This is a genomic window from Nocardia aurantiaca (assembly GCF_009708175.1).
Lineage (GTDB): Bacteria > Actinomycetota > Actinomycetes > Mycobacteriales > Mycobacteriaceae > Nocardia > Nocardia aurantiaca.
Genome location: NZ_WMBB01000004.1, coordinates 281,516 through 306,121 on the forward strand (window position 1 = coordinate 281,516; position 24,606 = coordinate 306,121).

At 68.2% G+C, this 24,606-nt stretch carries 24 protein-coding genes and 1 pseudogene; 8 read left to right on the forward strand and 17 right to left on the reverse strand.

Annotation, left to right across the window (positions count from 1 at the left end; translation table 11 throughout):
• Window positions 1-58 precede the first annotated feature (58 nt).
• From GLP40_RS10045 to GLP40_RS10055, 3 genes are all read right to left on the reverse strand, one after another.
• Window positions 59-493, reverse strand: coding sequence for a cupin domain-containing protein (locus tag GLP40_RS10045; protein WP_328289945.1), 435 nt, complete (start codon window positions 491-493; stop codon window positions 59-61).
• A gap of 81 nt (window positions 494-574) precedes the next feature.
• Window positions 575-1,114: a DUF1697 domain-containing protein gene (locus GLP40_RS10050; protein ID WP_154787566.1), complete on the reverse strand. Its 540-nt coding sequence runs from the start codon at window positions 1,112-1,114 to the stop codon at window positions 575-577.
• Between the two features lie 31 nt (window positions 1,115-1,145).
• Complete coding sequence (locus GLP40_RS10055) at window positions 1,146-1,892, reverse strand: acyltransferase (RefSeq protein ID WP_328289946.1); 747 nt, start codon at window positions 1,890-1,892, stop codon at window positions 1,146-1,148.
• Between the two features lie 205 nt (window positions 1,893-2,097).
• On the opposite strand from GLP40_RS10055, the gene GLP40_RS10060 reads away from it, so the two are divergent.
• Window positions 2,098-3,369 (forward strand): outer membrane protein assembly factor BamB family protein, encoded by a 1,272-nt coding sequence (locus GLP40_RS10060; RefSeq protein ID WP_328289947.1) that lies wholly within the window; start codon window positions 2,098-2,100, stop codon window positions 3,367-3,369.
• Window positions 3,370-3,554: 185 nt separating this feature from the next.
• Here the strand turns inward: GLP40_RS10060 and GLP40_RS10065 are convergent, their stop codons facing one another.
• Window positions 3,555-3,989 carry a MarR family winged helix-turn-helix transcriptional regulator gene (locus GLP40_RS10065; RefSeq protein WP_154787786.1) on the reverse strand — a complete coding sequence of 145 codons (435 nt, stop codon included), beginning with the start codon at window positions 3,987-3,989 and terminating at the stop codon, window positions 3,555-3,557.
• Between the two features lie 126 nt (window positions 3,990-4,115).
• Here GLP40_RS10065 and GLP40_RS10070 point away from each other — a divergent pair, with 126 nt between their 5' ends.
• Window positions 4,116-5,111, forward strand: coding sequence for an SMP-30/gluconolactonase/LRE family protein (locus GLP40_RS10070; protein WP_154787568.1), 996 nt, complete (start codon window positions 4,116-4,118; stop codon window positions 5,109-5,111).
• An 11-nt stretch (window positions 5,112-5,122) separates the two neighbouring features.
• Complete coding sequence (locus GLP40_RS10075; protein WP_154787569.1) at window positions 5,123-5,521, forward strand: PPOX class F420-dependent oxidoreductase; 399 nt, start codon at window positions 5,123-5,125, stop codon at window positions 5,519-5,521.
• Between the two features lie 9 nt (window positions 5,522-5,530).
• Here the strand turns inward: GLP40_RS10075 and GLP40_RS10080 are convergent, their stop codons facing one another.
• The 11 genes and pseudogenes from GLP40_RS10080 to ctaD all read right to left on the reverse strand — a co-directional run bounded on the left by GLP40_RS10080 (window position 5,531) and on the right by ctaD (window position 16,710).
• On the reverse strand, window positions 5,531-6,553 hold the full coding sequence (locus tag GLP40_RS10080) for a THUMP-like domain-containing protein (protein WP_196054617.1): 1,023 nt from the start codon (window positions 6,551-6,553) through the stop codon (window positions 5,531-5,533).
• Window positions 6,533-6,952, reverse strand: a pseudogene (locus tag GLP40_RS35040) (class I SAM-dependent methyltransferase); the annotation flags it as partial. The pseudogene GLP40_RS35040 and the gene GLP40_RS10080, both read right to left, overlap by 21 nt.
• A gap of 17 nt (window positions 6,953-6,969) precedes the next feature.
• On the reverse strand, window positions 6,970-7,947 hold the full coding sequence (locus GLP40_RS10090) for a class I SAM-dependent methyltransferase (protein ID WP_154787570.1): 978 nt from the start codon (window positions 7,945-7,947) through the stop codon (window positions 6,970-6,972).
• A 47-nt stretch (window positions 7,948-7,994) separates the two neighbouring features.
• A complete protein-coding gene (locus GLP40_RS10095) occupies window positions 7,995-8,762 on the reverse strand; it encodes an enoyl-CoA hydratase-related protein (RefSeq protein WP_328289948.1) in 768 nt (255 codons plus the stop codon).
• A 79-nt stretch (window positions 8,763-8,841) separates the two neighbouring features.
• On the reverse strand, window positions 8,842-9,615 hold the full coding sequence (locus tag GLP40_RS10100) for an NUDIX hydrolase (protein ID WP_230329455.1): 774 nt from the start codon (window positions 9,613-9,615) through the stop codon (window positions 8,842-8,844).
• Between the two features lie 127 nt (window positions 9,616-9,742).
• Window positions 9,743-10,183: a MoaF-related domain-containing protein gene (locus GLP40_RS10105; RefSeq protein ID WP_154787572.1), complete on the reverse strand. Its 441-nt coding sequence runs from the start codon at window positions 10,181-10,183 to the stop codon at window positions 9,743-9,745.
• 136 nt (window positions 10,184-10,319) lie between these two features.
• Complete coding sequence (locus GLP40_RS10110) at window positions 10,320-11,153, reverse strand: ABC transporter ATP-binding protein (protein ID WP_154787573.1); 834 nt, start codon at window positions 11,151-11,153, stop codon at window positions 10,320-10,322.
• A gap of 367 nt (window positions 11,154-11,520) precedes the next feature.
• On the reverse strand, window positions 11,521-12,264 hold the full coding sequence (locus GLP40_RS10115) for a peptidyl-tRNA hydrolase (RefSeq protein WP_328289949.1): 744 nt from the start codon (window positions 12,262-12,264) through the stop codon (window positions 11,521-11,523).
• A gap of 206 nt (window positions 12,265-12,470) precedes the next feature.
• Entirely contained in the window at window positions 12,471-13,718 is a 1,248-nt protein-coding gene (serB, locus tag GLP40_RS10120; RefSeq protein WP_230329419.1) for a phosphoserine phosphatase SerB, read from the reverse strand.
• Between the two features lie 149 nt (window positions 13,719-13,867).
• The gene (locus GLP40_RS10125; protein ID WP_154787575.1) at window positions 13,868-14,836 is read right to left on the reverse strand and encodes an NAD(P)H-dependent flavin oxidoreductase; all 969 of its coding nucleotides are present in this window, start codon (window positions 14,834-14,836) and stop codon (window positions 13,868-13,870) included.
• 137 nt (window positions 14,837-14,973) lie between these two features.
• The gene (gene ctaD, locus GLP40_RS10130) at window positions 14,974-16,710 is read right to left on the reverse strand and encodes an aa3-type cytochrome oxidase subunit I (RefSeq protein ID WP_328289950.1); all 1,737 of its coding nucleotides are present in this window, start codon (window positions 16,708-16,710) and stop codon (window positions 14,974-14,976) included.
• A gap of 178 nt (window positions 16,711-16,888) precedes the next feature.
• On the opposite strand from ctaD, the gene GLP40_RS10135 reads away from it, so the two are divergent.
• Window positions 16,889-17,989, forward strand: coding sequence for an ABC transporter substrate-binding protein (locus GLP40_RS10135; RefSeq protein ID WP_154787577.1), 1,101 nt, complete (start codon window positions 16,889-16,891; stop codon window positions 17,987-17,989).
• A 372-nt stretch (window positions 17,990-18,361) separates the two neighbouring features.
• On the opposite strand, the gene nrdF is transcribed toward GLP40_RS10135, so the two are convergent.
• Both nrdF and GLP40_RS10145 read right to left on the reverse strand, forming a co-directional pair.
• On the reverse strand, window positions 18,362-19,324 hold the full coding sequence (nrdF, locus tag GLP40_RS10140) for a class 1b ribonucleoside-diphosphate reductase subunit beta (protein ID WP_328289951.1): 963 nt from the start codon (window positions 19,322-19,324) through the stop codon (window positions 18,362-18,364).
• A gap of 244 nt (window positions 19,325-19,568) precedes the next feature.
• Entirely contained in the window at window positions 19,569-19,871 is a 303-nt protein-coding gene (locus GLP40_RS10145) for a magnesium transporter (RefSeq protein ID WP_230329420.1), read from the reverse strand.
• 218 nt (window positions 19,872-20,089) lie between these two features.
• Here GLP40_RS10145 and GLP40_RS10150 point away from each other — a divergent pair, with 218 nt between their 5' ends.
• The 4 genes from GLP40_RS10150 to GLP40_RS10165 all read left to right on the forward strand — a co-directional run bounded on the left by GLP40_RS10150 (window position 20,090) and on the right by GLP40_RS10165 (window position 24,408).
• The gene (locus GLP40_RS10150) at window positions 20,090-20,758 is read left to right on the forward strand and encodes a response regulator transcription factor (protein ID WP_328289952.1); all 669 of its coding nucleotides are present in this window, start codon (window positions 20,090-20,092) and stop codon (window positions 20,756-20,758) included.
• Window positions 20,755-22,059 (forward strand): sensor histidine kinase, encoded by a 1,305-nt coding sequence (locus GLP40_RS34770; RefSeq protein ID WP_154787579.1) that lies wholly within the window; start codon window positions 20,755-20,757, stop codon window positions 22,057-22,059. Before GLP40_RS10150 ends, GLP40_RS34770 begins: the two co-directional genes overlap by 4 nt.
• 57 nt (window positions 22,060-22,116) lie before the next feature.
• Window positions 22,117-22,773 (forward strand): histidine phosphatase family protein, encoded by a 657-nt coding sequence (locus GLP40_RS10160; RefSeq protein WP_328289953.1) that lies wholly within the window; start codon window positions 22,117-22,119, stop codon window positions 22,771-22,773.
• A 363-nt stretch (window positions 22,774-23,136) separates the two neighbouring features.
• Entirely contained in the window at window positions 23,137-24,408 is a 1,272-nt protein-coding gene (locus tag GLP40_RS10165) for a PucR family transcriptional regulator (protein ID WP_154787580.1), read from the forward strand.
• Window positions 24,409-24,606: the final 198 nt, after the last annotated feature.

Here is a 24,606-nt window from a genome sequence, read left to right on the forward strand (position 1 = left end):
AATTGGAACAAGTTCTAATTCGAGGGCGAGCCCGGGGACTCGCCCCGCCCGCGGAGCGTCAACTGAACGGGCAGCCCGGGTTCGGGGCATCCTCGGACAGCGGACTGCCCGCGGGCAGGACATACAGCACATCGAGGATCTGCGGCTCGGTGCCCAGATTCCGCTCGAGATGCACATTGCCCGCCCCGGCCCGTTCCACGAAGGCGCTACCCGGCCCACCGGTCTGATCCACGGCGCAATCCGACCGGTAATGACTGATCTGCCCCTGACGGACCAGCGCGTACAGCGTCCCGTCGTGGTAGTGCCACCCGGTGGAACCGCCCGGCGCAATAGTGATTTCACGCAGAATGTAGTCGGTGTCGCCAATCGTGGTGCGCGAGAGAATCACCGCGGTAATACCCTCCGACGGCGTCGCATGAGCGGTCGCGGCGAGCGATCCCACCAGCGCGACAGACGCCAGACCGGTTACTACGCCTCGAAAACCGAGAGTCACCGCCCCACGCTATCGCGTGATGTGCGGGCCCGCGGGTCGACGAGCAAACCCGATCCCCGCGGACCGGGCGCGGGAAATGAGTCAGGAGCCGAGTTTCTTCAGCGCCTTCTGGACGGTGAGGTAGGTACGGGTGGTGATGTCTTTGCCCCAAGCTTTTTCGACAATGGCCATGAAATTGGTGGTACTGGGGTCGGTGTTGTCGATGATGGTGAGAAGGGCGCCGACGGCGGGGTCGAAGCGGACCAGGCGGACCGTGGATTCGCCCTCCGGGAATTCGGGGACGAATTTCGGGGCGTCGCGGACGAAGGTGACGGTCAGATAGGTCTCGCGGCAGTGGGTGAGGCCGGCGAAGGGGTCCGAGTCGACCAGGGCCTGGAGTTGGGCGTGGGTGCGGATCAGGGTGCCGCCGGGGATGCCCAGTTCGGCGTTGAGGGCCTGCTGGATGGCGGATTCCAGGGCGGGGACATCCCTGCCGGGGGCGTGGAAGACGACATTGCCGCTGGAGAGGAGGGTGCTCACCTTCTCGAAGCCGAGGCCCTCGAAGACGCCGCGCAGTTTCTCGTTGCGCATGTTCGGGTTGGTGGGCATGATCCCGCGCAGGAAGGCGGCATAGCGTTGCATGACCGTGAACCTACCTGCGCGGGGCCGGAAATCAGGATGTGGTGACGCCGTTCTTCTTGCGTTCGATGTCGGCGAGGGCGGCCAGGTGGGCGGCGCGCTTCTCGGCGGCCGAGTCCCAGGCGTCCTTGCGGTTCTTGACGACCTTGGCGGGGGCGCCGACGGCGATGGAGTAGTCGGGGAAGTCGCCCTTGACCACGGCGTGGGCGCCGAGGACGCAGCCGCGACCGACGCGGGTGGAGCGCAGGACGGTGACCTTGGCGGCGATCCAGGTGTCGGGGCCGATGCGCACAGGAGACTTCACGATGCCCTGGTCCTTGATGGGCAGATTGATGTCGTCGGTGACGTGGTCGAAGTCGCAGATGTAGCACCAGTCGGCGACCAGGGTGGATTCACCGATCTCGATATCGAGGTAGGTGTTGACGACATTGTCCTTGCCGAACACCACCTTGTCGCCGATGCGCAGCGAACCCTCATGGCAGCGAATTGCATTGCCGTCGCCGATGTGCACCCAGCGGCCGATCTCGAGCCGGCCGAGTTCCGGGGTGGCGTGGATTTCGACATTGCGGCCCAGGAAGACCATGCCGCGCAACACCACGTGCGGATTGGCCATCTTGAACTTGAACAGCCGGTAGTAGCGCACCAGATACCAGGGGGTGTAGGCGCGGTTGGCGAGAACCCACTTGAGGGACGCGGGGGTGAGGAAACGCGCCTGCTCCGGATCACGGCGGCGCGACCCCCGCCAACGCGAGCGCAACGGTGCGCCCCACATGCTCGTCACGAACTACTCCCTGTGTTCACCGGTCGTTTCAACGAGGGTATCCGCCCCCTCGAAAGGGCGTGAAAGTAGGCTGTGCTCCGGCTGTAGCGGCCCGGCGAGAATCCTCAGACTTCCGTACTGGCAGAAGGGACACCAGCAGGTGCGAAACGGCAGGCGGCGGACCGGACGTGAACGACGCACCCGCACCGGGGCCAAGGTGTTGGCAGTGGCGGGCGCCGGACTGTTCACACTGACCGCGTGCGCGTACGGCAGCACCAAGGTCGACGATATCGGCGCCGGTCCCGGCAAGGGCTGGCCGCTGGCCTTCCGCGACGCCCACAACAGCGGGTCCAGTCCGGTCACCGGGTCGCGGAAGCTGGCGCTGGACTGGTCTCGGCCCGTCGGTGGTCCGGTCGCGCAGCCGGTGACCATCGGCGCCGACGGGCAGCTGTATGTCACCACCCGCGCCAACGCGTGCAATATTCTCTCGTTCCAGATGCCGACGGGCCGCAAGCGTTTCTGCAATCCGATGGGCCCCAGCGCAGTCGACGGCGGCTCCGCGGTGGACGGCACCGGCAATGTGTACGTCGGCGACGACGGCGCGGTGAACTCCTTCAACAATCTCGGGCAGCCGCGTTGGCGCACCCCCGCCGCCGGAACACCGGTGTCCGTGCAGTTCACCGGTGACGGAAATGTGCTGTCGGTGACCCAGTCCGGACAGATGGACGTGCTCAGCCGGCAGACCGGTGAGCGGCAGACGTCCACCTTCCAACTGCTCGGCGAGCCCGACTTCCTGGCCAACCCGTCGCTGAGCCGCCCGCCGGACGGGCAGGGTCTCGAGGACTGCGCGACCGGCGGGCCGCAATGCCCGGTCGCGAATGTGTCGGCGGTGGACCAGAAGTCGGGACGGTTCTACGCGACCGTCTGGAAGCCCGGCGACAGCCAGGCCGACCTGGTCGCGCTCACCTATAGCGGCAAGGACGTTCGCATCGAGTGGAGCGCGAAGATACTCGGACAGGGCAGCGCCACCAGCCCGGCGCTGTCGGCCGACGGGACCACGGTGTACGTGGGCGACAACACCAACCGGCTGATGGCCGTGGACGCCGCCACCGGACACACCAAATGGGTTCAGGATCTGGGCTTTCCGGCGCGCGGCGGGATCTCGGTGGCCGACGGCCTGCTGGTGCCGGCCGGGGACGAAGGGCATCTGGTCGCATTGCGCGACAAGGGTGACAGCGCCGAGATCGCCTGGGAGCGCAAGGATCTGCAACTGCGCGGGCGGCCGGTGCAGACGGCGGGCCGGACCGGGTACACGGTCGCGCCGATCGGCGACAAGCTGACGCTGGTCACCTTCGACACCCGTACGGGAGCGACGGTGCAGTCGAACGAACTGCCCGGCGCGGAGGGGACGACCGTGGCAACAGCCGTGGGAGATCAGGGCGAGGTCGTGGTGACCACTCGCATCGGCGAGCTATTCGTGTTCAAACCCGAAAAGTAGACGGGCCCGACTCCCGGGAGTCTCCGGGGCCCGCCGCGCGGACCGCACTGAACCGCGCTCACGCCAACCGCCGAGCCGTCTTCGCCGAGGCGACCGCGGCCTGGGGCGAGCGCGACCGCACCGAATTCGCCCGACTGCTCACCAGATTCGTCGCCGGCTTCGGCGCGGTCAGCGGCCGTTAGGAATCAGTCCGGCCGCACCGAATCGAGAAGGTCGGCGGCGCGCTCCAGCATGGCGATGAGAGTCTCCCGCTCGGCATCGGTGAACTCCGCGGCGAGCGCGCGTTCGACCGGGACCGCCCGCTTGTCGGCGGCGCGCAAGACCGTGCGACCCTCGTCGGTGAGCCGGGTCTCGAGCACATTGCGGTGCCAGGCGTGCGGCGTGCGCTCGATGAGGCCGCGCTCACGCAGATTGGTGAGCACCGTGTTCATGGTGGGCGGCGTGACACCGCAGCGGCGGGCAAGCTCGGCCGCCGAAATGCCCGGGTTCTCACTCAGGACGTAGAGGGCCGCGTACTGGGGAATTGTCACGCCCGCGGGTTTGAGGGCGGCGTTCTTCGCGCCCATGAGCGCCTGTTCGGCGCGCTTGATGTAGGTCCCCAGGCGTTCTTCGACCGGCATCGACGTCACCCCGGGAATGATAGCTCACGCACTTGTTAGAACCTTGACGATCATTAGAGCTCTAATCTATCTTCGCTCTCACACTCGTATGTCATCTCTACTCACCAGGCCCGAAAGGCATGAACCATGTCCCACCCGATTCGCCGCCGGGCCGTGCCCGCGGTGATCGCGGCGCTCCTGTCGGCGACGGCGGCGTGCAGCAGCGGCGACTCGCCCGCCCCGCCCGACCGCATCACCACCGCGTACGACCTGCCCGAGCGCGCCTACCCGGAGAGCATCACGGTCGATCCGCACACCGCAGAGGTGTACACGAGCTCGTTCCTCACCGGCGCGGTCTACCGGGCCACGCCGGGCAAGCCCGCGGCCGAGACGTTCCTGCCCGCGGGCGCGGACGGCCGCAGGACCGCCAACGGGGTGAAGGCCGACGCGAACGGGCGGCTCTGGGTGATCGACCACACCGCGGGAATCACGGTGTACGACACCAAGACTCGCGCCCTGCTCGCCCGCTTCGACGTTCCCGCCGAAGGGCAGCCGTTCGTCAACGATCTGGCCGTCACACCGGACGGCGGCGTGTACATCACCGACAGCGTGCGGAATGTCGTCTACCGCATCGGCCCGGACCAGCTCACCGACGCGTTCGCGCACGACGGACACGGCGGCGCACTCCGGGTCTATCTCGATCTGGGTGCGGCGAAAGACCCTGCCGCCCAGCAGCCCATGACCCTCAACGGCATCGCCGCCGACGACACCGGCAAGTACCTGATCGTGGTCGACATGACCAACGGCGACCTGTACCGGGTCTCGACCGAACCGCGACCGGCCGTGCGGCGCCTCACCCTCACCGGCGGGAACGCGGTCGACGGTGACGGCCTGGAGTTGCGCGGTGACACCCTGTGGGTGGTGCACAACAAGAGCAATGCCGTCTCCCGCTGGCATCTCTCCGACGACGGCGCGAAAGCCGAACTCCAGCACCGCGTCACGGACCCCGCCCTCGACATCCCGACCTCGATCGCGCACAGCGGTGACCGCGCGCTGGTGACGGTCTCCCAATTCGACAAGAACGGTCCCTACGGCGACGGCACTCCGGCCGGCTTTCGTATCGTCGAGATCGCCCAACTCTGAAGGAGCACACCATGACCCACCCTGTCATCCCCGAGAAGTACGCCGACCTCCTCACCCGCCCGCTGTTCGCGCACCTGGCCACCCTCAACCCGGACGGCACCCCGCAGGTCACCCCGATCTGGCAGATCTGGGACGGCGAGTTCCTGCGCTTCACCACGACGACGACCCGGGCCAAGCACCGCAATACCTCTCGCGACCCGCACGTGGCGGTCAGCATCAACGACCCCGAAGCCCCCTACCGCTACCTCGAGGTCCGCGGTGTCATCGAACGCATCGACGCCGATCCCGAGGGAGAGTTCTTCGACGTCCTCGCCCAGCGCTACGGCCTCGACTACCACAAGCCGGTCGGCGACCACCCGCACCGCGTCGTCCTCGTCATGCGCCCCACCCACGTCACCTACCAGGGCTGAGACGCCGCGCTATGGGGTGGAACAGACGAAGACCGTTGCCGTCCGGCCGATTCGGGTGATGATCAACGTATGAGGTTGGGAGCCACGCGGTTTGATGCGGGCGCGTAGGGCGTCGGGGTCGACATCCACGCCCCGCACGAGGATTTCCAGGGGTCCGCAATCGCGGCGGTGCAGCTCGGCCCGCAGCGGCTTCTCCCGGAACTCCAACCGGTCCAGAACGCGGAATCCCCGCACACCTTCCGGAACCTCGTCGCCGGTCAGATACGCGATCCGCGGATCCAGTTGCCACAGCCTGTGTTTCGCGGCGTAATGCCGCACCAGCCCAGCCCGCACCACCGCCCCGTCCGGGTCGATGATCCACTGCCCCGGCTCACGCTGGGGAATGTCATCCGGGTCGGCATCGGTGAGGGTCCACGGGCGTCCGCTGGACGAAAGCACCGTCGCCCGGCGGGTGACGCCCTGCTCCGCCAAACCCGGTGACCACAAACAGGCTTCGCGCACAGCACCGTCGAGCGACACCACCTCGATCTCGCCTTGCCACGCGAGTTTGTCGAAATCCAGCCCGGGAGCGCACTTCACGGCCAGATCGCGACCGGCGTAGGCCGCGAGCAAGTCCGGCAGCGGCGGTTGCAGTCTCGCCGGATCGTGGGTGCGACGCCCGTCCGCGCGGCGAGCCGGATCGGCGATCACTACCTCGGCGGTGCTGCAGGGCACCAGCGCATCCGCCTTGACCAGCAATACATTCCGTGTCACCCGGGGGTGACGGGACAGCGCGGACGCATGACCATCGGCGAGAGCCGAGGCGGGTGCGGCCGGCTCCGCGTTCGTCGCCACCGATGTCTCGCACGACGAGGCGGTCGCGCGGGCTTCGGCTCCCAGGGCGCCCGGTGGCCTGGACCTCGAATCGATGCCACCGCCGTCCGCCCGGACATCGGCGCCGGGTGTCCCGGCGGCCTCCGACTTGCGGCGGTGCGGGTCGTCGCCGTCGGTGCGGGAATCGAGCTGTGGCGCACCGAGATTGTGGGCGGCCATGGCGAGGCGAACGGAGTCGAGGTCGCTGCCGATGACGGCCGGGCAGACCTCGGACAGCGCGGCCAGTTCCGCGCCGATGGAGCACGTGACGTCATGGACGGTGCGCCCAGCGAGGCGTCGGGCGCGGTGGCGAGCAACGGGCGAGGGCGTGGCCTGCTGGAGGGCGTCGTCGGTGAAGAGCCACTCGGCCGCGCCATCGAGTTTGGCGGCGGCGCGACGGCGCAGGCGGACCGTTTCCACGAGGGCGGGGGCGTGATCGCCGTGTGCTCGACGCAGCCGCTCCAGGTCCTTCAGCAGCGAGGCGGGGGTGAGGGCGAAATCGCCTACCTGAGCCAGGGCGGCCGCGCCGGCCGGACTGGCGAGGTAGGCGATGTCATCGCGAGAGAAGGCGTAGGCCACGGGATTCGTGGTGCGGCCTACTTGGCGGAGGCGCCGGGCTTCACGCCGGTGATCATGGCGTTGTAGAAGAACTGGCGCGGCACCACGTGGCGCAGCACCTTCTCGTCGAGGGCGGAGAAGGCCAGCCACGCCTTGTACTGGGCCATGCGGTAACGCCAGGTCAGCTTCTCGTCGGGGACGGCGGCCTCGAAGGTGCGCACCGGCCAGCCCCACAGGGCGGCGGCGAATTCCTCGGTCTTGGCCTGCACGTCGACGGCGCCGGCGCTGCGGGCCATGCGCTCCAGGTCGGAGGGGTCGAAGGTGTGCAGGTCGACGACGGCCTCGAGGGCGGCGGCGCGGGAGGACTCATCGAGCTCCTCCTGCGGGCGGCGCCAATCGCTCAGGAACGGCAGCTTGGTGATCTCGGTGGTGATCTTCCAGGTGATCTGGCCCAGCTTGCGGGCATAGAGGTTGCCGATGGTGGTCGGCTCACCGGCGAACACGAACCGGCCGCCCGGCTTCAGCACGCGCAGGCACTCCTTGAGCGCCAGCTCCACATCCGGAATGTGGTGGAGCACGGCGTGGCCCACGACGAGGTCGAAGGTGTCGTCGTCGTAGGGGATGGTCTCGGCGTCGGCGACCCGGCCGTCCACGTCCAGGCCCAGGTTCTGGCCGTTGCGGGTGGCGACCTTGACCATGCCCGGGGACAGATCGGTGACCGAGCCGCGCTTGGCGACGCCCGCCTGCATCAGGTTCAGCAGGAAGAAACCGGTGCCGCAGCCGAGTTCGAGGGCGCGGTCGTAAGGCAGCTCGGCGCTCGGGGCGACGGCGTCGAAGCGGCCGCGCGCGTACTCGATGCAGCGCTCGTCGTATGAGATCGACCACTTGTCGTCGTAGGTCTCGGCTTCCCAGTCGTGATATAGGACCTGGGCCAGCTTGTTGTCGCTATACGCGGCCTGGACCTCCGCCTCGGTGGCGTGCGGGTTCGGCGCGGGGTCTTCAGGACCAACTGTCATGCAGGGCAGCCTAATGAATAGCCCGGTGAACGGTGTTATCGGGCCGCTTAACGGCCGGTGAACCGGATCGCATCCGGACCGTCGACCAAATAAGAACGTGTTCCAACCTGCTGATCTTCGGTGCCGAACAACTCTGCCCACTCGCGACGCGCGCGATCGTGGCCGTGAGCGCCCGCCTCGAAGACCCGTTTGGCGGCCGCGAGAGCCAGGCCCGGACCGTCGGTGAACTGCTTCGCCCAGCGCAGGGCGGCGGCGAACACATCGTCGGGCGCGACCACCTCGTCCACCAGCCCGATCGCCGCGGCCTCCTTCGGGCCCACGAACCGGCCGCTGTACACCAGATCCTTGGCGCGCGACGGCCCGATCAGCTGGCTCGCGCGGCGGATACCGGCGACCGGAATCAGCCCGGCCTTGATGTGCGGCAGGCCCAGTTTCACGTTGTCGCCGATGATGCGGCGGTCCGCGGCCAGGGCCAGTTCGAGCCCGGCGCCGAGGGCGTAACCGCTGATGGCCGCCACGGTCGGCTGCGACAGCCGGGCCAGGCAGCTCAGCGCCGACTGGAAATCGGCGACCATGGCCTGCGCCTGCGCATGGGTGAGCCGGGCCAGCTCGGCCATCTCGTCCCCGGCGCAGAAGACACGCTCGTCGCCATAGACCACCACGGCCGCGATCGACGCGTCCGCCGCGATCTCGTCGGCGGCGGCCGCCACCTCCAGCGCCACCTGGAGATCGATCAGATTCATCGGCGGGCGTGCGATGCGGAGCACGGCGATACCGTCCGCCACACCCCGGTCCACGGTCACGAATTCGGCCACAGCCGACCACCCTACTTCGGCCCCGGGTACCGAGTCGCTCCGCCCGTGCGCGCGCTGAGCCGGGCTGCCCGCGCGGACGCTACTCCGGGCGCCGCGAACCGCGGATGCGCGCGTTGTCCGGCATTTCGGCGAAGTAGCGGTCGGCGTGCGGGAACGCCAGCGCGGGACCCCCGCCCGACGGGTCGTACACCGGCATGATCGGGGTGATGGCGCGGTCGGCCGCGAGAATCTCGGCGGTGGAAGCGAATTCGCTCAGTGCCGCCAACTGGGTCCAAGTCGGCGGCAGCAGCACGTCCACGCCCTGATGCCAGCGGTCGATGGCCTCGGTCGGGGTGCACCAGGCGACCACCTCGGCCTCGGAGGTCGCGCCGTCGGCGAGCTGGCCCTCCGGCAGCACCGCGACGAAGAAGCGGGTGTCGTAGCGCCGCGGCTCGATCACCGGGGTGATCCAGTTGTCCCACGGGCGCAGCAGGTCGGCGCGCAGCACCAGATTCTCACGGGTGAGGAATTCGGCGAAGGACAGTTCGCGGCGTTCCAACTGCCCGCGCGCCTCGGCGTAGACCGAGGTCTCGGTGACCACGCTGTCGACGGTCGGGCCGGCCAGCAGTACGCCGCACTCCTCGAAGGTCTCGCGCACCGCGGCGCAGACCAGCGCCTGGGCGCGGCCGGCGTCGATGCCGAATCGCTCGGCCCACCAGGCCGGTTCGGGTCCGGCCCAGTCCAGCGCGATGGACGCGTCGGAGGGATCGACGCCGCCGCCCGGGAAGACGGTCATCCCGGCCGCGAAGGCCATGCCGCCGACTCGACGCTGCAGGAACACCTCGGGCCCGCGCGCACCGTCGCGCACCAGCATGACCGTGGACGCGTCCTTCACTGGCGCGGCGGCGGACTGGGAATCGGGCCGGGCAATTGCTTCGCTCACGTTTCGCACCATAACCGTTGCCCCGGCTAAGCGATACAACCCGCTGCGGGTTCGCCGGTCAGTCCATCACATGGATCGATCCCGTGCGGGTTTCGATCACAGCCTGGCCGGAGGCGCCATGACGGGTCCAGGTGCCCTCCATCTTTCCGGTCCGGTAGTCCTGCACCTGGCCGACCACGGCGCCGGTGTCGTCGGTCCAGGTAACCAGGAAGATGCCGGCCTCGATGGGCTCGATCGCGACCGGAGAGGTGTTCCGGCGTCCGGTGTCCGCGGCGGTGTAGGTCAGGGTGCGTCCGTCCGCGGCGAAGGTGAGGGCGCCACTCGGGCCACTGTCATAGGCGAGCTGCACCGTCCTGCCGTTCAGATCCGACGGGGCGGCGGCCTTGCCGAGGGTCTCCGCGGCGTGCGAGTTCGAAACCCGCTGGGCGGCCGGTGGATCGGCCACGCATCCGGTGGCGGCGAGGGCGAGGATCGCGATCGCACCGATGCTCCGGCCCACAAGCAGCTCCCTCCATCCACAGCAGTTGCGGACAGTTTGCCCGGTAGCGGCAGCGAATGCAATGATGCAATCGCAATTCGCCAAGGGTCCGCGAGATCGCTTACGGGAAGCCGGTTCCGCGTGCGGGAGAAGAACCTCAGCGGTTGCGGTGCCGCCCGAAACGCTGGCTGCGCCGCGCGAAATAGCGGCCGTCGACGCGGTCCAGCTGGATCGGCTGGCGGAACGCCTCACTGAGGTTCTCGGAGGTGAGCACATCGCTGAGCAAACCCTGCGCGACCACACTGCCCTCATTGAGCAGCATGCCGTGCGTGAAGCCCGGCGGAATCTCCTCCACGTGGTGGGTGACCAGCACGGTGGCGGGCGCGTCCGGATCGGCGGCCAGATCGCCGAGCCGTTCGACCAACTCCTCGCGCCCGCCCAGATCGAGGCCGGCCGCGGGTTCGTCGAGCAGCAGCAGTTCCGGATCGGACATGAGGGCGCGGGCGATGAGCACCCGCTTACGCTCCCCCTCCGACAGCGTGCCGTAGGCGCGATCGGAAAGGTGTTCCGCGCCCAGGCTTTCCAGAATGTCGATGGCCCGGTCGGTGTCCATGTCGTCGTAGCGCTCCCGCCAACGGCCCATCACCGCGTAACCGGCGGATACCACCAGGTCGGAGACCTTCTCATCGAGCGGCACCCGGCTGGCTATGGCGGCTGAGGACAGGCCGATGCGCGGGCGTAGCTCGTTGATGTCGACCCGGCCCAGGGTCTCGCCGAGCAGGTTGGCGACCCCGGAGGTGGGATGCATCTCCGCGGCGGCCATGCGCAGCAGCGAGGTCTTGCCGGCTCCGTTGGGGCCGAGCACGACCCAGCGCTCGTCCAATTCCACCTGCCAGGTGACCGGACCGACCAGGGTATGTCCGGAACGTCGGACGGCGACGTCGCTGAAATCGATGAGCAGATCGGGATCCGGTTGCGGCACGGGGTCCATCTTGGCCCACTGCCCTGGACGATCGTCAACGTGGTGGGAGAATTCGGTGCGTGTCCTCCCCGGAAGCGCGATGGCGATAGGCGATTTCGTGTGCGCGACTGTCGAATTCCGATACTTCGCGCTCCGTGTCCGGCAACCCGCGGTCCCACGCGTCCGCGCTCGCGGACCGGAACATCGGTGCCAGGATCAGTGCCGCCGGGACCGAGGGCGCGCCCACACGATCAGAACAACCAGCAGTGTTGTCATTTCGGTGGTTTCCCTCGAGGAAACGTGAATCGGTCCTTGCCCACACCTTCGGGGAAGTCGATACGCACTGCCCATAGGGGTCAGCGCGCCGACTATTCCGTTCGCTGGTGCGACGTCCGAACTACGGCACCGCGATCACTGTCGTCGATCCCGGAGCCACCTCCGTGAAACCGGCATCGCGCACCGCCACCGCGCCGCCCTCGACCACCCTCCGCTGCAATTCCGCCCAATGAGCCGTATCGGCCTCCGCGACGGTGCACCGGAAACCCTGTGCGGCCCACGCATACGCCCGCCCGACCGGGAGAGCGCCCGCCAGCAACATGCTGGCATGTCCTACCTGTGCCGCGGCCTTCCCCACCGTCATACCCAGTTCCGCGTTCACCCACAGCACCGGATATTCCGGATCGACTGCGATCTCCTCCGCCGCGGGCAATTCGGTGCCGCTGATCTGGAGGCGCCGGATGCGCGGATCCACCTCGCCGACCGGGCCCGGCACCAGCGCCCGCGCCTGCGCGCCCGCGAATTCGACTGTGACACCGTCTACTTCCTGCGCCGCCAGCCACTGCGCCCCGCGCGCCCGCCGCGCCACCTTGCGAATGCGCGAGCGCTTCCAGGTCAGATAGCGCTCCTCCCATTCCCCATCGGGCCCGACCCGCTCGTCGAGGCACAACGCCACCACCGCGGAGGCGGCGGCGGCCAGAAGCGCGCCGCGCGCCGGCGGATCGTTCTTCGGAATGTGCAGCACCATCTGCATGGCCTGCACGAGCGCCGGATCCTCGGGATCACCTCCGCCGCCGTATCCCCTCGCCAATTCCGCGTGCCTGGCCACGAAACCGGCATCGATGGTGGATCCGACGCTCGACACAACCACTCCTACACGCTCTTCCGACCAATGAACCGTCAGGTTCCGGGTGAAGCATTCGGCGGGCTCCACATCCTGACCGCCATCAGCGTCCTACGCACGCGCACGGACTCTCCTTCGATCGTGGCCGGATGCCCCCGACCACGGTACCGAGAGCGGAGCTGCGAGTGGCGCAACCGAATTGGACGCGTTGCGGCTACCCGGACCGGCTATCGAGACAGCGGCACGCGGCGAATGCCGCCGTCGCGGGCGTCGGCCGCCTCGACCTCGTCGCGGGTGACGCCCAGAATGAACAACACCGCGTCCAGGAACGGATGCGACAGCGCCGCGTCGGCGACCTCGCGCAGCGCGGGCTTGGCATTGAACGCGATGCCCAGCCCGGCCGCATTGAGCATGTCGATGTCATTGGCGCCGTCGCCGACCGCGACGGTCTGGTCCATGGCAACCCCGGTCTCGGCCGCGAACCGGCGCAGCGCAACGGCTTTCGCCTCCCGGTCCACGATCTCTCCGACCACCGCGCCGGTGAGCTTGCCGTCGCGGATCTCGAGCGTGTTGGCCTGGACGAAGTCCAGTTCCAGCTCATGCGCCAGCGGCTCGATGACCTGGCGGAAACCGCCGGACACCACACCGCAGCGGAAACCCAGGCGGCGCAGGGTGCGAATGGTGGTGCGGGCGCCGGGGGTGAGCTCGATGCGCTCGGCGACCTCATCGATGACCGAGGCGTCCAGCCCGGCCAGTGTGGCCACGCGCTGGCGCAGCGATTCGGAGAAGTCGATCTCGCCGCGCATGGCGGCCTCCGTGACCGCGCGGACCTCCTCCTCGACACCGGCGTGCGCGGCCAGCATCTCGATGACCTCGCCCTGGATGAGTGTGGAGTCCACATCGAACACGATGAGCCGCTTGGCCCGTCGCGCCAGGCCCGCCCGCTCGACCGCCACGTCCACACTCTCCTTGGCGGCGACGGCGGCCAGCGCGGTGCGCAGCTCGGTCTCGGCGTCGGCGTCAACGGAGGGGACGGTGACCATGAGTTCCAGACCCGTGACCGGGTAGTCGGCGATGCCGCGAATGGAATCGATGTTCACCCGCTGCGCGGCCAGCGTGCGCGCGATGGCGCTGAAAGCGCGAGCGGTGACCGGCGAACCCAGCACCACGACGGCGTGGGTGGACAATTTCGCACCCGAGACGGCGCTCGCCCCGATCGCCACGTCGACATCCATGCCGATGGACGCCATGGCGTCCTCGAGCTGATCCTGCAGGGCTTCCGGATCGGTGGGACACGACACCAGCACGCCGAGGGTGAGCCGGCTGCGGATGACCACCTGCTCCACATCCAGCAGGCTGACCGCGCTATTGGCCAGGGCGGCGAGAAGTACCGACGTAACGCCCGGCTTGTCGGGTCCGGTCACCGTGACCAGAACCGTCGTGTCAGCGCTCCGCCGCCCGGCGTTTGCACTCAATCGATAACTCCTGTCCATGCGACTGCCTGTCCCGCCCGGCATGCGGCGGCAGCTCATTCTGTCAGGTCGGCGCGAACAAGCCAGCGCCGACCGCTGCCGACGGTGGCGGGCATCACGCCGCCCGAGGTCACCGCCCGTGCGGCCGAGGATCAGCGCGACGGATGATCGAGCAGACGGACGGCGCCCGAACACATTTCGGCCAGCACCTCGGCGACCGGCCGCACCGCCGTGACCAGGCCGACGCCCTGTCCCGCGTCGACCGGGGCGACGCGTGGGTCGTCGGCGGCGGTGGCGGCGGCCAGCTCGGCCCGCGCGCCGGGGTCACCGGCCAGGTCGCCGACGCGGTCGTGCCAGCGCGCGGTGAAGTCGTTGCGCAGCACCCGCGCTGGAAAGCGCTGTGGCCAAGGCAGTTCCATGCCGACATCGAAGGTTCGCGTGACGATGGTGCCGGTGTCCTCGGCCGCGAGCAGGGCGCGCCGGCCCCCGGGCGACAACAGGGATTCCTCGCAGGCGGCAAGGGCGGTGCCCAGCCACACCCCCGAAGCGCCGGCGGCCAGCATCGCGGCCACGCCCCGCGCCGACCCGATCCCGCCCGCGGCCAGTACCGGCCCCTGGACCGCATCGAGGATTGCTTCCAGCAGGGGCAGGGTGCCCAGTTCGGGAGCGCCGTGCCCGCCGCCTTCCAGACCGCGTGCGACCAGGACGTCGATCCCGGCATCATGCGCCCGCCGGGCGTCGTCCACGGTGTAAACCTGTGTCGCGGTTCGGATTCCGGCCGCACGGGCCCGCTCGGACCAGGACAGGTCGGTTCCGAAGCTCACCGACAACAGCGCGGGAGCAGCGGCCAGAGCGAGCTCGAACAGCCCCGGACGGGCGGCCGCCACCCAATCGACGAGGCCGATCCCGATGTGGCCGGGCGCGTCCGCGACATGCGCCAATTCCCGCTCCAGCGCTTCGACCGAGCCCGCGCTGCCCATCCCGATCATGCCCAGTCCCCCGGCCGCCGCGACCGCCGCCGCCAGCCTGCCACCCGCCACCCCACCCATCGGCGCGTTCACCACCGGCAGCCGCAACCCCAGCGCGCGCGACCACGCGGTGGACAGTCCCGTTTCCGCCATCGTTCCCGGATCCTCCATCCGCCAATAGCAACACAAACCCCAGCCCGTAACACGATCCCCCAGCCGATCGGCGATCGAGAAACAACGCGGCACCCGTCGTGAGACGGGTGCCGCGTTGGTTTTTCAGTGTCGAGCGACTAGCTGGAAACGTTCTCCAGCTCCTTGACGGTGTGGGACTTGGAGCCCCAGCCCACGTGGGCCTCGGCGCGCATGCGCTCGACCATGTGCGGGTAGTGCAGCTCGAACGCGGGACGCTCGGACCGGATCCGCGGCAGCTCGTAGAAGTTGTGCCGCGGCGGCGGGCAGGAGGTCGCCCACTCCAGCGAATTGCCGTAGCCCCACGGGTCATCCACGGTCACGACCTCGCCATAGCGGTAGGACTTGAAGACGTTCCAGATGAACGGCAGCATCGACGCGCCCAGGATGAAGGCACCGATCGTGGAGATGGTGTTCAGGGTGGTGAAGCCGTCCGAGGGCAGGTAGTCCGCGTACCGACGGGGCATACCCATGTTGCCCAGCCAGTGCTGCACCAGGAACGTGGTGTGGAAGCCGATGAACGTGGCCCAGAAGTGCCACTTCGCGAGACGCTCGTCCATCATGCGCCCGGTCATCTTCGGGAACCAGAAGTAGATCCCCGCGAAGGTGGCGAACACGATGGTGCCGAAGAGCACGTAGTGGAAGTGCGCCACCACGAAGTAGGTGTCGGACACGTGGAAGTCCAGCGGCGGCGAGGCCAGGATGACGCCCGAGAGACCGCCGAAGAGGAAGGTGACGATGAAGCCGATCGAGAACAGCATCGGCGACTCGAAGGTGAGCTGACCGCGCCACATGGTGCCGATCCAGTTGAAGAACTTCACACCGGTCGGGACCGCGATGAGGAAGGTCATGAACGAGAAGTACGGCAGCAGCACGGCGCCGGTCGCGTACATGTGGTGCGCCCACACCGCGATCGAGAGCGCCGCGATGCCCAGGGTCGCGTAGACCAGGGTGGTGTAGCCGAAGATCGGCTTGCGCGAGAAGACCGGGAAGATCTCGGACACGATGCCGAAGAACGGCAGCGCGATGATGTACACCTCGGGGTGGCCGAAGTACCAGAACAGGTGCTGGTAGAGCAGGACGCCGCCATTGGCCGGGTCGTAGATGTGGCCGCCCAGGTGGCGGTCGTAGGCCAGCCCGAACAGGGCCGCGGTCAACAGCGGGAAGGCCAGCAGCACCAGCACCGAGGTGACGGCGATGTTCCAGGTGAAGATGGGCATCCGGAACATGGTCATGCCCGGGCAGCGCAGGCAGACCACGGTGGTGAGCATGTTGACGCCACCGAGGATGGTGCCCAGACCGGAGACGGCCAGACCCAGGATCCACAGGTCGGCGCCGACGCCCGGGGAGTGGACGATGTCCGACAGCGGGGTGTAGGCGGTCCAGCCGAAATCGGCCGCGCCACCGGGGGTGATGAAGCCCGCGGTCGCCATGGTGCCGCCGAACAGGTACAGCCAGTAGCTGAAGGCGTTCAGGCGCGGGAAGGCGACGTCAGGGGCGCCGATCTGCAGCGGCAGGATGATGTTGGCGAAGCCGAACACGATCGCGGTCGCATAGAACAGCAGCATGATGGTGCCGTGCATGGTGAACAGCTGGTTGAACTGCTCCGGCGACAGGAACTGCATGCCCGGCCGTGCCAGCTCGGCGCGCATCAGCAACGCCATGATGCCGCCGACGAGGAAGAAGGACATGGCCGTCACCAGGTACATGACGCCGAGAACCTTCGGGTCCGTCGTGGTGACCATCTTGTAGATGAACGATCCCTTCGGACCCGTCCTTTGAGGATAGGGCCGAGCCGCCTCCACAAGGCTGGCCGGCCGCGGTTCTACGGCAGTCACGAAACCTCCACAGGTATGCCATCGTTCGTACGCTGCTTCCGGCGTCCGGTTCGGCATATGACGAACGACGGTGGCTTGCGCTGTGTCAGATCGTAAACGGTGTTCCTATAGCGCTCGCTCCGGGTCCTACTCTGTGTCGTAATTGGGAGTCGCCGGGCACGGCTGTAGGCTGCCCCGCATGCCGGTGCGCGAGTCCGCTTCCACCCGAAACACGTTCGCCTCCACCTTGTCCCCGCTGCGGTATTTCCGCAGTGTGGGATTGGTCTCGGCCGCGACGCTGCTGACAGTGGGTCTAGTGGCGGGATGCGGCAAAACCGATGACAACTCGGCCTCGATCGTACGAACGACCACGAATATCGCGGGGGCCGGCGTGGTCGGGATCGAGCGCGACACCACCAAGGCGTGCCCGCTGCCGTCCACCCCGGACTCGGCCGCGGGCACGAAGACTGTCGCCCACGCCTCGGGCACCTCGGAGGTTCCGGCCGACCCCAGGCGCATCGTGGTGTTGTCCACGCCCGCGCTGGACGCCGCCTGCGCACTGGGCCTGTGGGAGCGGGTGGTCGGCGCGGCCACCATCGCCGGGACGACACCGCAGCCCTCGTACCTGGGCACCGGCATCGCCGCGATTCCCGCGGTCGGCATGGTGGGCAGCCCGGATCCCGCGAAAATCGCGGAGCTGAAACCGGATCTGATCATCGGCCCCGCCGGCGACGGCTCACATTACGACGCGCTGAAGGCCATCGCCCCGACGGTGCTGGTCGGCGAGGAGAACGGCTGGCAGGCCACCTTCACCGGTTTCGCGGAGGCCATGAACCGCAAGACCGCCGGGGCCAAGGCGCTCGACGACTACCGCGCGGCCGCCAAGGACGCGGGCATCGCCGCCAATGCCGCCCTCACCCAGGCGTCGGTGATCCGCTTCGAGCCCAAGACCATTCAGGTCCAGGGCGGCAACAGCTTCGCCGCCCAGGTGCTCGGCGACGCCGGCGTGCAGCGGCCGGGGCCGCAGCGCGGGGACTCCTTCGACGTGACCAGCCTGAGCACTCAGGCCGACCGCAACCGGATCGAGGGCGACCTCATCTTCCTCATGTTCGACGGCACTGACGGCCTCGACTACGGCAAGTCGATCATGAAGGGCGGCGATTGGAAACAGCTCGCCGCGGTGAGCGACCGCCGCGAGTTCGCGGTCGACGACGCCATCTGGCACGGCAGCGGCATCACCGCCGCGCGGGCACTGCTGGACGACGTACGCAACAACCTCAACGGATACGTCACGGACTGAGCACCCCGGGCTTCCCCGCCTCCCCGAACCTTCAGCGCACAGCTGAGAGCCGTCGACTGGCGGGCACGCGTGCCGGCGGTTGGGAAGCAACCCGATTCCGGTCGCGCCCGACGAGTTACCCCGACCGTTGCGAGACCGGTTGCCGCGGTTGGTTAACGGCGCCGAGCGAATCCGCTCGGGGCTCCTGCGCCTCTTCCGAACCTTCAGCGCCCAGCCGAGCGCCATGCACGTCGGGCACGCGTCGAGGCGGTTGGGGGCCAACCGGTTCGGAGGCGAGTCAGTGACCCGGACCGTTGCGAAATCAATTGTCACCGTTGACAACGGGCCCCGAGCAATCTCGCTCGGGGCCCGTTCTGGTTCAAGGACGCTAGCTCAGAATTCCCAGTCCTCGTCCTCGGTGTTGACGGCCTTGCCGATGACGTAGCTGGAGCCGGAACCGGAGAAGAAGTCGTGGTTCTCGTCGGCGTTGGGCGACAGGGCCGAGAGGATGGCCGGGTTGACGTCGCACTCGTCCTTGGGGAACAGGCCCTCGTAGCCGAGGTTCATCAGCGCCTTGTTGGCGTTGTAGCGCAGGAACTTCTTGACGTCCTCGGTGAGCCCGACCTCGTCGTAGAGGTCCTGGGTGTACTCGACCTCGTTCTCGTACAGCTCGAACAGCAGCTCGAAGGTGTAGGACTTGAGCTCGTCTCGCTCGGCCTCGGAGACCAGCTCGAGGCCCTTCTGGAACTTGTAGCCGATGTAGTAGCCGTGCACGGCCTCGTCGCGAATGATCAGGCGGATCATGTCGGCGGTGTTGGTGAGCTTGGCCCGCGAGGACCAGTGCATGGGCAGGTAGAAACCGGAGTAGAAGAGGAACGACTCCAGCAGGGTCGAGGCGACCTTGCGCTTGAGCGGGTCCTCGCCGTTGTAGTACTCGAGCACGATCTCGGCCTTGCGCTGCAGGTTCCGATTCTCCTCGGACCAGCGGAAGGCCTCGTCGATCTCGCGGGTGGAGCACAGCGTGGAGAAGATGGAGCTGTAGCTCTTGGCGTGCACCGACTCCATGAAGGCGATATTGGTGAGCACCGCCTCCTCGTGCGGGGTGAGCGCGTCGGGAATGAGGCTGACCGCGCCGACCGTGCCCTGGATGGTGTCGAGCAGGGTGAGGCCGGTGAAGACCCGCATGGTCAGTTGCTTCTCATTGGCGGTCAACGTGTTCCACGACGGGATGTCATTGGAGACCGGGACCTTTTCCGGCAACCAGAAATTGCCGGTGAGCCGATCCCAGACCTCGGCGTCCTTCTCGTCCTGCACGCGGTTCCAATTGATCGCGGTCACCCGATCGATCAGCTTCACACCCGCTCACACACCCTTCTCAGCTCACCGGACCCTGCGGATTTCTCTTGCCCTGAACACTACTACTGGTAGGTGACATCCCTATGCAGCACAAGAAGTTGTGTCTTCACGTGTCTCCACGCTGTCCTGCGAGAATGCGAAACGGGGATGGGCAAGCACGCCACCGACTGGTGAAAATTACAGCCGTGCAATCCGTCACAGCGACCCGGGGTGGCCATGCAGAGCCGGCCCCCGGGTTTGCCGATCAGATGCCGCGCACCACCTTGGCGGTCGTGAAGTAGATGACCAGCCCGGTGGCGTCCACCAGCGTGGTCACCATGGGCACGGAGATGACCGCGGGGTCGATGCGCGGTTCTTGCAGCAGCGGCATGGTGCCGCCGATGGTCGCGGCCCATCCGCAGATGGTCACCAGCGCGATGCCCACCACCACGGCGATCCTCGCGCCCACGAAGATGGTGCCGATGACCATGCCCACGGTGGCGAGCATGCAGCCGAGCAGCAGCCCGACCCGACCGGATCTGCTGCTGATGGCGCCCTGAGACCGCATGACCAGGGCGGTACCAATCGGTACCGATCGATGTCGTGGCGGTGACATGCCGCTGGTTCGCCATCGACAGCACTCGACCGGGCGGCCGATTCCATGACAGGGTCGAAAAATGGTGGCGGCGCGGCGGTTTGCCGCCGGATCATTTTCCGATCATTTTTCGCCGATCCCATCGCCGCAGCCGTTGGGCGGGCGTCCTGGATGCCTTACTCTCTGCCTCTGTGCGTGTTCTGGTGCTAGAGGATGACCACCAACTCGGCCGTGAGGTGACCGATGGTTTGCGCTCGGCCGGGTTCGCGGTGGATCTCGCCCAGAGCGTCGCCGACGCGGATTTCAAGATCGCCATCAATCGCTACGACTGCCTGGTGGTGGATCGCGGCCTGCCCGACGGCGACGGCCTGGACCTGGTCGCCGCGGCGCGCAGGGCCGGGCACACGATGCCCGCGCTCATGCTGACCGGCCGCGACGGACTCGACGACCGGCTGGCCGGTTTCGAGCACGGCGCCGACGACTATCTGACCAAGCCCTTCGCACTGCCGGAGTTGGTGATGCGGGTACGGGCGCTGTGCCGGCGCCGCGACCACCCCACCGCTTCGCGAATCGCGGTGGGGGACATCAATATCGACCTCATGCGCCGCCGCGTCACCCGCGGCGGCATCATGCTGGCGCTCACGCCCAAGGAGTTCGCCGTGCTCGAGCTCATGGCGACCCGGCGCGGCAGCGTGGTGACCCGCACCGACCTCATCGAGTGCTGCTGGGACGAAATGGCCGAGCCCGCCTCGAACGTGGTGGACGCGGTGGTCGCCAAGCTGCGGCGCAAGCTGGGGGAGCCGAGTGTCATCGAGACCGTGCGGGGCACGGGATTCATTGTCTCCGGCGGGATCTCGTGAGCGCGCATCGATCCCCCGCCGTGGCCCGGCTCACGCGTGCCCGGTGGTTCATGACCGCGCTGGCCACCGTGATCACGGCCACGGCCGTGCTGGTGTTCGGGTTCGTCGCGGCCTCCATCGACGCGCACGCGCGCCAGACCCGGGCGCAGGATCAGGTCCAGGAGGTCGCGGGCGGACTGGCCCGGGCCATCCAGCACGACGACAAGCAGGTCCTGGACCTGGCCACCGTCATCGACGACGAATTGGCCAAGGGGCCGACGGCGGTCGTCGTCGCGGTGCGCACACCGGGTGAGCCGTGGAAGCAGGCGCACACCTATCAACGCTCGCTCATGCCCGACGACACCCAGATCGCCACGCTCGCAACGCAAACCGAGGATCACGCCGGCGGCCTGCTCTATCGGAGCAGCCGGTTCACCGAAACCGATATCACCGGCCGCGGCGTGACGGTGGCGGGCACCCCGGTGTTCTGGAACGACTGGGACAGTATCGTCGTCATCCTGGCCGGGACCGAGTCCATGGCCGACGCCGGTGCGCATCGAACCCTGGTGTGGGAGTTGACGATCGGCGGCGGCCTGCTGGTGCTGCTGTCCGCGGCCGCCACCTTCGTGCTGTCCGGGCGCAGCCAGCGGCAGGCGCTGCGCATGCTGGACGAGCACGAGCAGTTCCTGGGCGACGCCGCGCACGAATTGCGCACGCCGCTCACCACCTTGAAGCTGCTCACCGAATCCAGGCCCAAACCCGAGGAGGTGCAGCAGACGCTGACCGAGGCCCGGCGGCTCGCGGATCGCATGGCGCGCCTGGTGACCGGGCTGCTGGCCCGCGCCCGCATGCAGTCCGGCGTCGCCGAACCCGAGCGCACGCTGCTGCGACTGGACCAGCTGGCCGAGGCGGTGGCCGAGGAGGCCGCCGACGAGCGCATCGTGGTGACCGCGCATCCGAGCGTGGTGGTGGGCGACCCGCAGCTGCTGAGCCTCGCCATCCGGAACATGCTGGAGAACGGCCTCACCCACGGCGCGGTGAACCGGGCCGCGCCGGTCGAGGTGCATGTGGCCGAGGGCCGGGTCAGCATTCGCGACCATGGTCCCGGCGTGGATCCGGTGCTGGCCGCCAGCCCCTTCAACCGCGGCGCGGCGGGCCGGACGGGGCGCAATGGCATCGGTCTGGCCCTGGTCGCGTGGGTGGCCGAGGCCCACGGCGGCAATGCCTCCATCGAGTCCGCCGCCGGCGGCGGCACGATCGCCACCCTGTGGCTGCCGCCGGCCGACATCACCGTCGGCAGCCCGGTCGGCGCCCGCCGCTAGCGCCGTCCGCGCCCGTTCGGCACGCGGCGAGCCGCCTTTGCGTTCACCATTGACGGTGTGGACGCGGCAGGACCCGGATTGCAGTCACTGACCATCGTGCGGCACGGCGAGAGCACCGCCAATGCGGCGCGTGACACCTCGGCGGAGGAGTTCATCACGGGCACACGTGATGCCGATGTGCCGCTGACGGAACTGGGCGCGGCGCAGGCGGCGGCCACCGGCAAACGGCTGGCCGAGTTCGAGCCCGGCTTCGACCTCGTGGTCTGCTCGCCGTATGCGCGCACCCGGGAGACCGCTCGGATCGCGCTGGGTTTCCCGACCGCACCGCCCGTCCAGTACGACGAGCGCGTTCGCGATCGGGAGCCCGGAGTCCTGTTCGGGCTCACCAGAATCGGCATCCAGCGACGGTATCCGGAGGAATACCGCGCCATGCAACGCGTCGGCGGCTTCTACCATCGGCCCGCCGGTGGTGAGTCCTGGCCGGACGTCGCGCTGCGGCTGCGCGCCGTACTGCGCGAAATGCACGGCCATGCCCTGGTTTTCACCCACGACATCGCAATCGTGCTGACCCGCTATATCTTCGGGGATCTCGACGAAGCGGAGATCAGTTCCCAAACCACCGCCCAGGTCCGCAATGCGTCCATAACCCGTTGGGAGCGCACCGATTCCGGCATGCGGCTGGCCGTCTACAACGACACCGCCCATCTGATGTAGTCGCCCACGTCGACCCCTGTCCACCCGGGATGACAGAGCATTCCTCGCGGGCGCGGATGCGTGAGAGCGATCCGGTGTCACTTTCAAGCCTCCGACATACGCCGCGGCCATCCCCGCACAGGCGGAGGTGAACACGTCCCCGCCGACCTCTGGGCAGGGCTCGGCCGTGCGCGAATGCTTCCATCCGGCAGCGCCGGGTCGTCATGCGGGTTCCTCCTGGCGCATGTGAGAAGTCACAAGCGCATCGAAAGCTGCATTACTGTGCTTCACAGGAGCAATCGAACCAGCCGTTCGGATCTGCGGCGATGCGTTAGCGTTTCAGGTCCCGACGGGGCACGACTCGGGGGTGGAAGGGAGTCACGGATGTCCGTGGGAATTCCGGCCCAGGCGGGGCTGACCGTGTCGGGCAGCCCGATATCGTCGCCGCTCAAGGATGTGCGCGGGCTCGCGCAGCACATGGTGGGGCATTTCGTCGAGACGGTCGCGCCGTGCGGGACCCTGCCCGGGGACGCCATTCACGGCGACGTCACGACCATCACCCGCACCTGCCTGGAGCTGGCGGTGGGGATGTTGGACGGGCGCGATATTCCGGAGAAGACCAAGCGACTCGAGGAGGCCGCCGCGCAGTGGGCGCGGGAGGGCATTCCGATCGACACCATCCACCACGCCATCCACGAGGGCTTCAAGATCGGGTCCGAGCTGGTGATGGCCAATGCCATGGCCGGGCACGTCCGCCGCGAGGACGACAACGGCGTCACATTGGTCATCGCGGCGGCCGATATGGACAGCATCATGGGCGGGGCCAAACTCGTGGTGGAGCTGCTGGACCGGATGACCTCCGCGGTGGCCATGGCCTATGTGCGAGAGCTGCGCTCGGTGGTGAGCGAACACCACACGGCCGTGCACACCCTGACCTCCGCGCTGCTCGGCGGGCACAGCACCTCCACCATGGCGCGCGAATGCGGGATCGAGATCGCCGAGACGTATCACGTACTGGCGCTGGCCATTCCGGAACATCCGGAGGAGCACTCCCCCACCGTGGACGGGGCGGTGGTGGCGCGGCGCAAACTGCGCCGGGTGCAGGCCGAACTGGCCACCCGCTACCCCGACCAGGTGCTGTCGCTGCTGAGCGTGGACGGCGGCACGCTGCTGGTGCCGGTGACCGCGCTCGCGGAGGACCAGCTGGACGAACTGATCGAGCAGCTCTCGCGCGCCGCGCGGGTGCCGATCACCGCGACGCTGGTTTCGGCTACGCCGCAACAGATTCCGGACGCCGCCGATCAGGCGCACGAGCTGCTGGACATCGTGCACCGGCTGCGGCTGGTACGCGGGTTGTTCCGATTCGACGAGCTGGCACTGGAATACCAGCTCACCCGGCCGGGACCCGGACGCGATCACCTCGGGTCGCTGCTCGATCCGCTCGACGAGCACACCGAGCTGCTGGAGACGCTGCAATCGCACATCAGCAACAACCTGAACCGGCAGCGCACCGCGCGCATGCTGCATGTGCACACCAATACCGTCGACTACCGGCTCAAACGGATCGGGCAGCTGACCGGGTTCGATCCCTCGCAGGCGTCGGGACTGTGGTACCTGCGCTCGGCGCTGGTGGCGCGCACCTATCAGGCTGGGTGACCTCGGCATCGGTCCGCTCAGCGATGGTCGGGGCGGGCTCGCCGCGCAGGCGGGTCGAACCGAGCAGGTGACGGTGCCCGACCATCCCACCGCGGCCGTGATCGGCATTCCCGCCGCCGACGTTTCCGTTCCAACGCGTAACAACTGAACTCGCGCGGCGCTTGTGACATTTCCAAGCGCGAAGCGGAATACGTTCCC

Coding starts and splice junctions, on each gene's coding strand:
- GLP40_RS10135 (WP_154787577.1), top strand. CDS start 16,889: ATGCCGGTGCGCGAGTCCGCTTCCACCCGAAACACGTTCGCCTCCACC.
- GLP40_RS10110 (WP_154787573.1), bottom strand. CDS start 11,153: ATGGACCCCGTGCCGCAACCGGATCCCGATCTGCTCATCGATTTCAGC.
- GLP40_RS10165 (WP_154787580.1), top strand. CDS start 23,137: ATGTCCGTGGGAATTCCGGCCCAGGCGGGGCTGACCGTGTCGGGCAGC.
- GLP40_RS10100 (WP_230329455.1), bottom strand. CDS start 9,615: ATGCTGGTGCGCGACGGTGCGCGCGGGCCCGAGGTGTTCCTGCAGCGT.
- GLP40_RS10070 (WP_154787568.1), top strand. CDS start 4,116: ATGTCCCACCCGATTCGCCGCCGGGCCGTGCCCGCGGTGATCGCGGCG.
- GLP40_RS10065 (WP_154787786.1), bottom strand. CDS start 3,989: ATGCCGGTCGAAGAACGCCTGGGGACCTACATCAAGCGCGCCGAACAG.
- GLP40_RS10075 (WP_154787569.1), top strand. CDS start 5,123: ATGACCCACCCTGTCATCCCCGAGAAGTACGCCGACCTCCTCACCCGC.
- GLP40_RS10090 (WP_154787570.1), bottom strand. CDS start 7,947: ATGACAGTTGGTCCTGAAGACCCCGCGCCGAACCCGCACGCCACCGAG.
- GLP40_RS10080 (WP_196054617.1), bottom strand. CDS start 6,553: ATGGCCGCCCACAATCTCGGTGCGCCACAGCTCGATTCCCGCACCGAC.
- GLP40_RS10050 (WP_154787566.1), bottom strand. CDS start 1,114: ATGCAACGCTATGCCGCCTTCCTGCGCGGGATCATGCCCACCAACCCG.
- GLP40_RS10145 (WP_230329420.1), bottom strand. CDS start 19,871: ATGCGGTCTCAGGGCGCCATCAGCAGCAGATCCGGTCGGGTCGGGCTG.
- GLP40_RS10125 (WP_154787575.1), bottom strand. CDS start 14,836: ATGGCGGAAACGGGACTGTCCACCGCGTGGTCGCGCGCGCTGGGGTTG.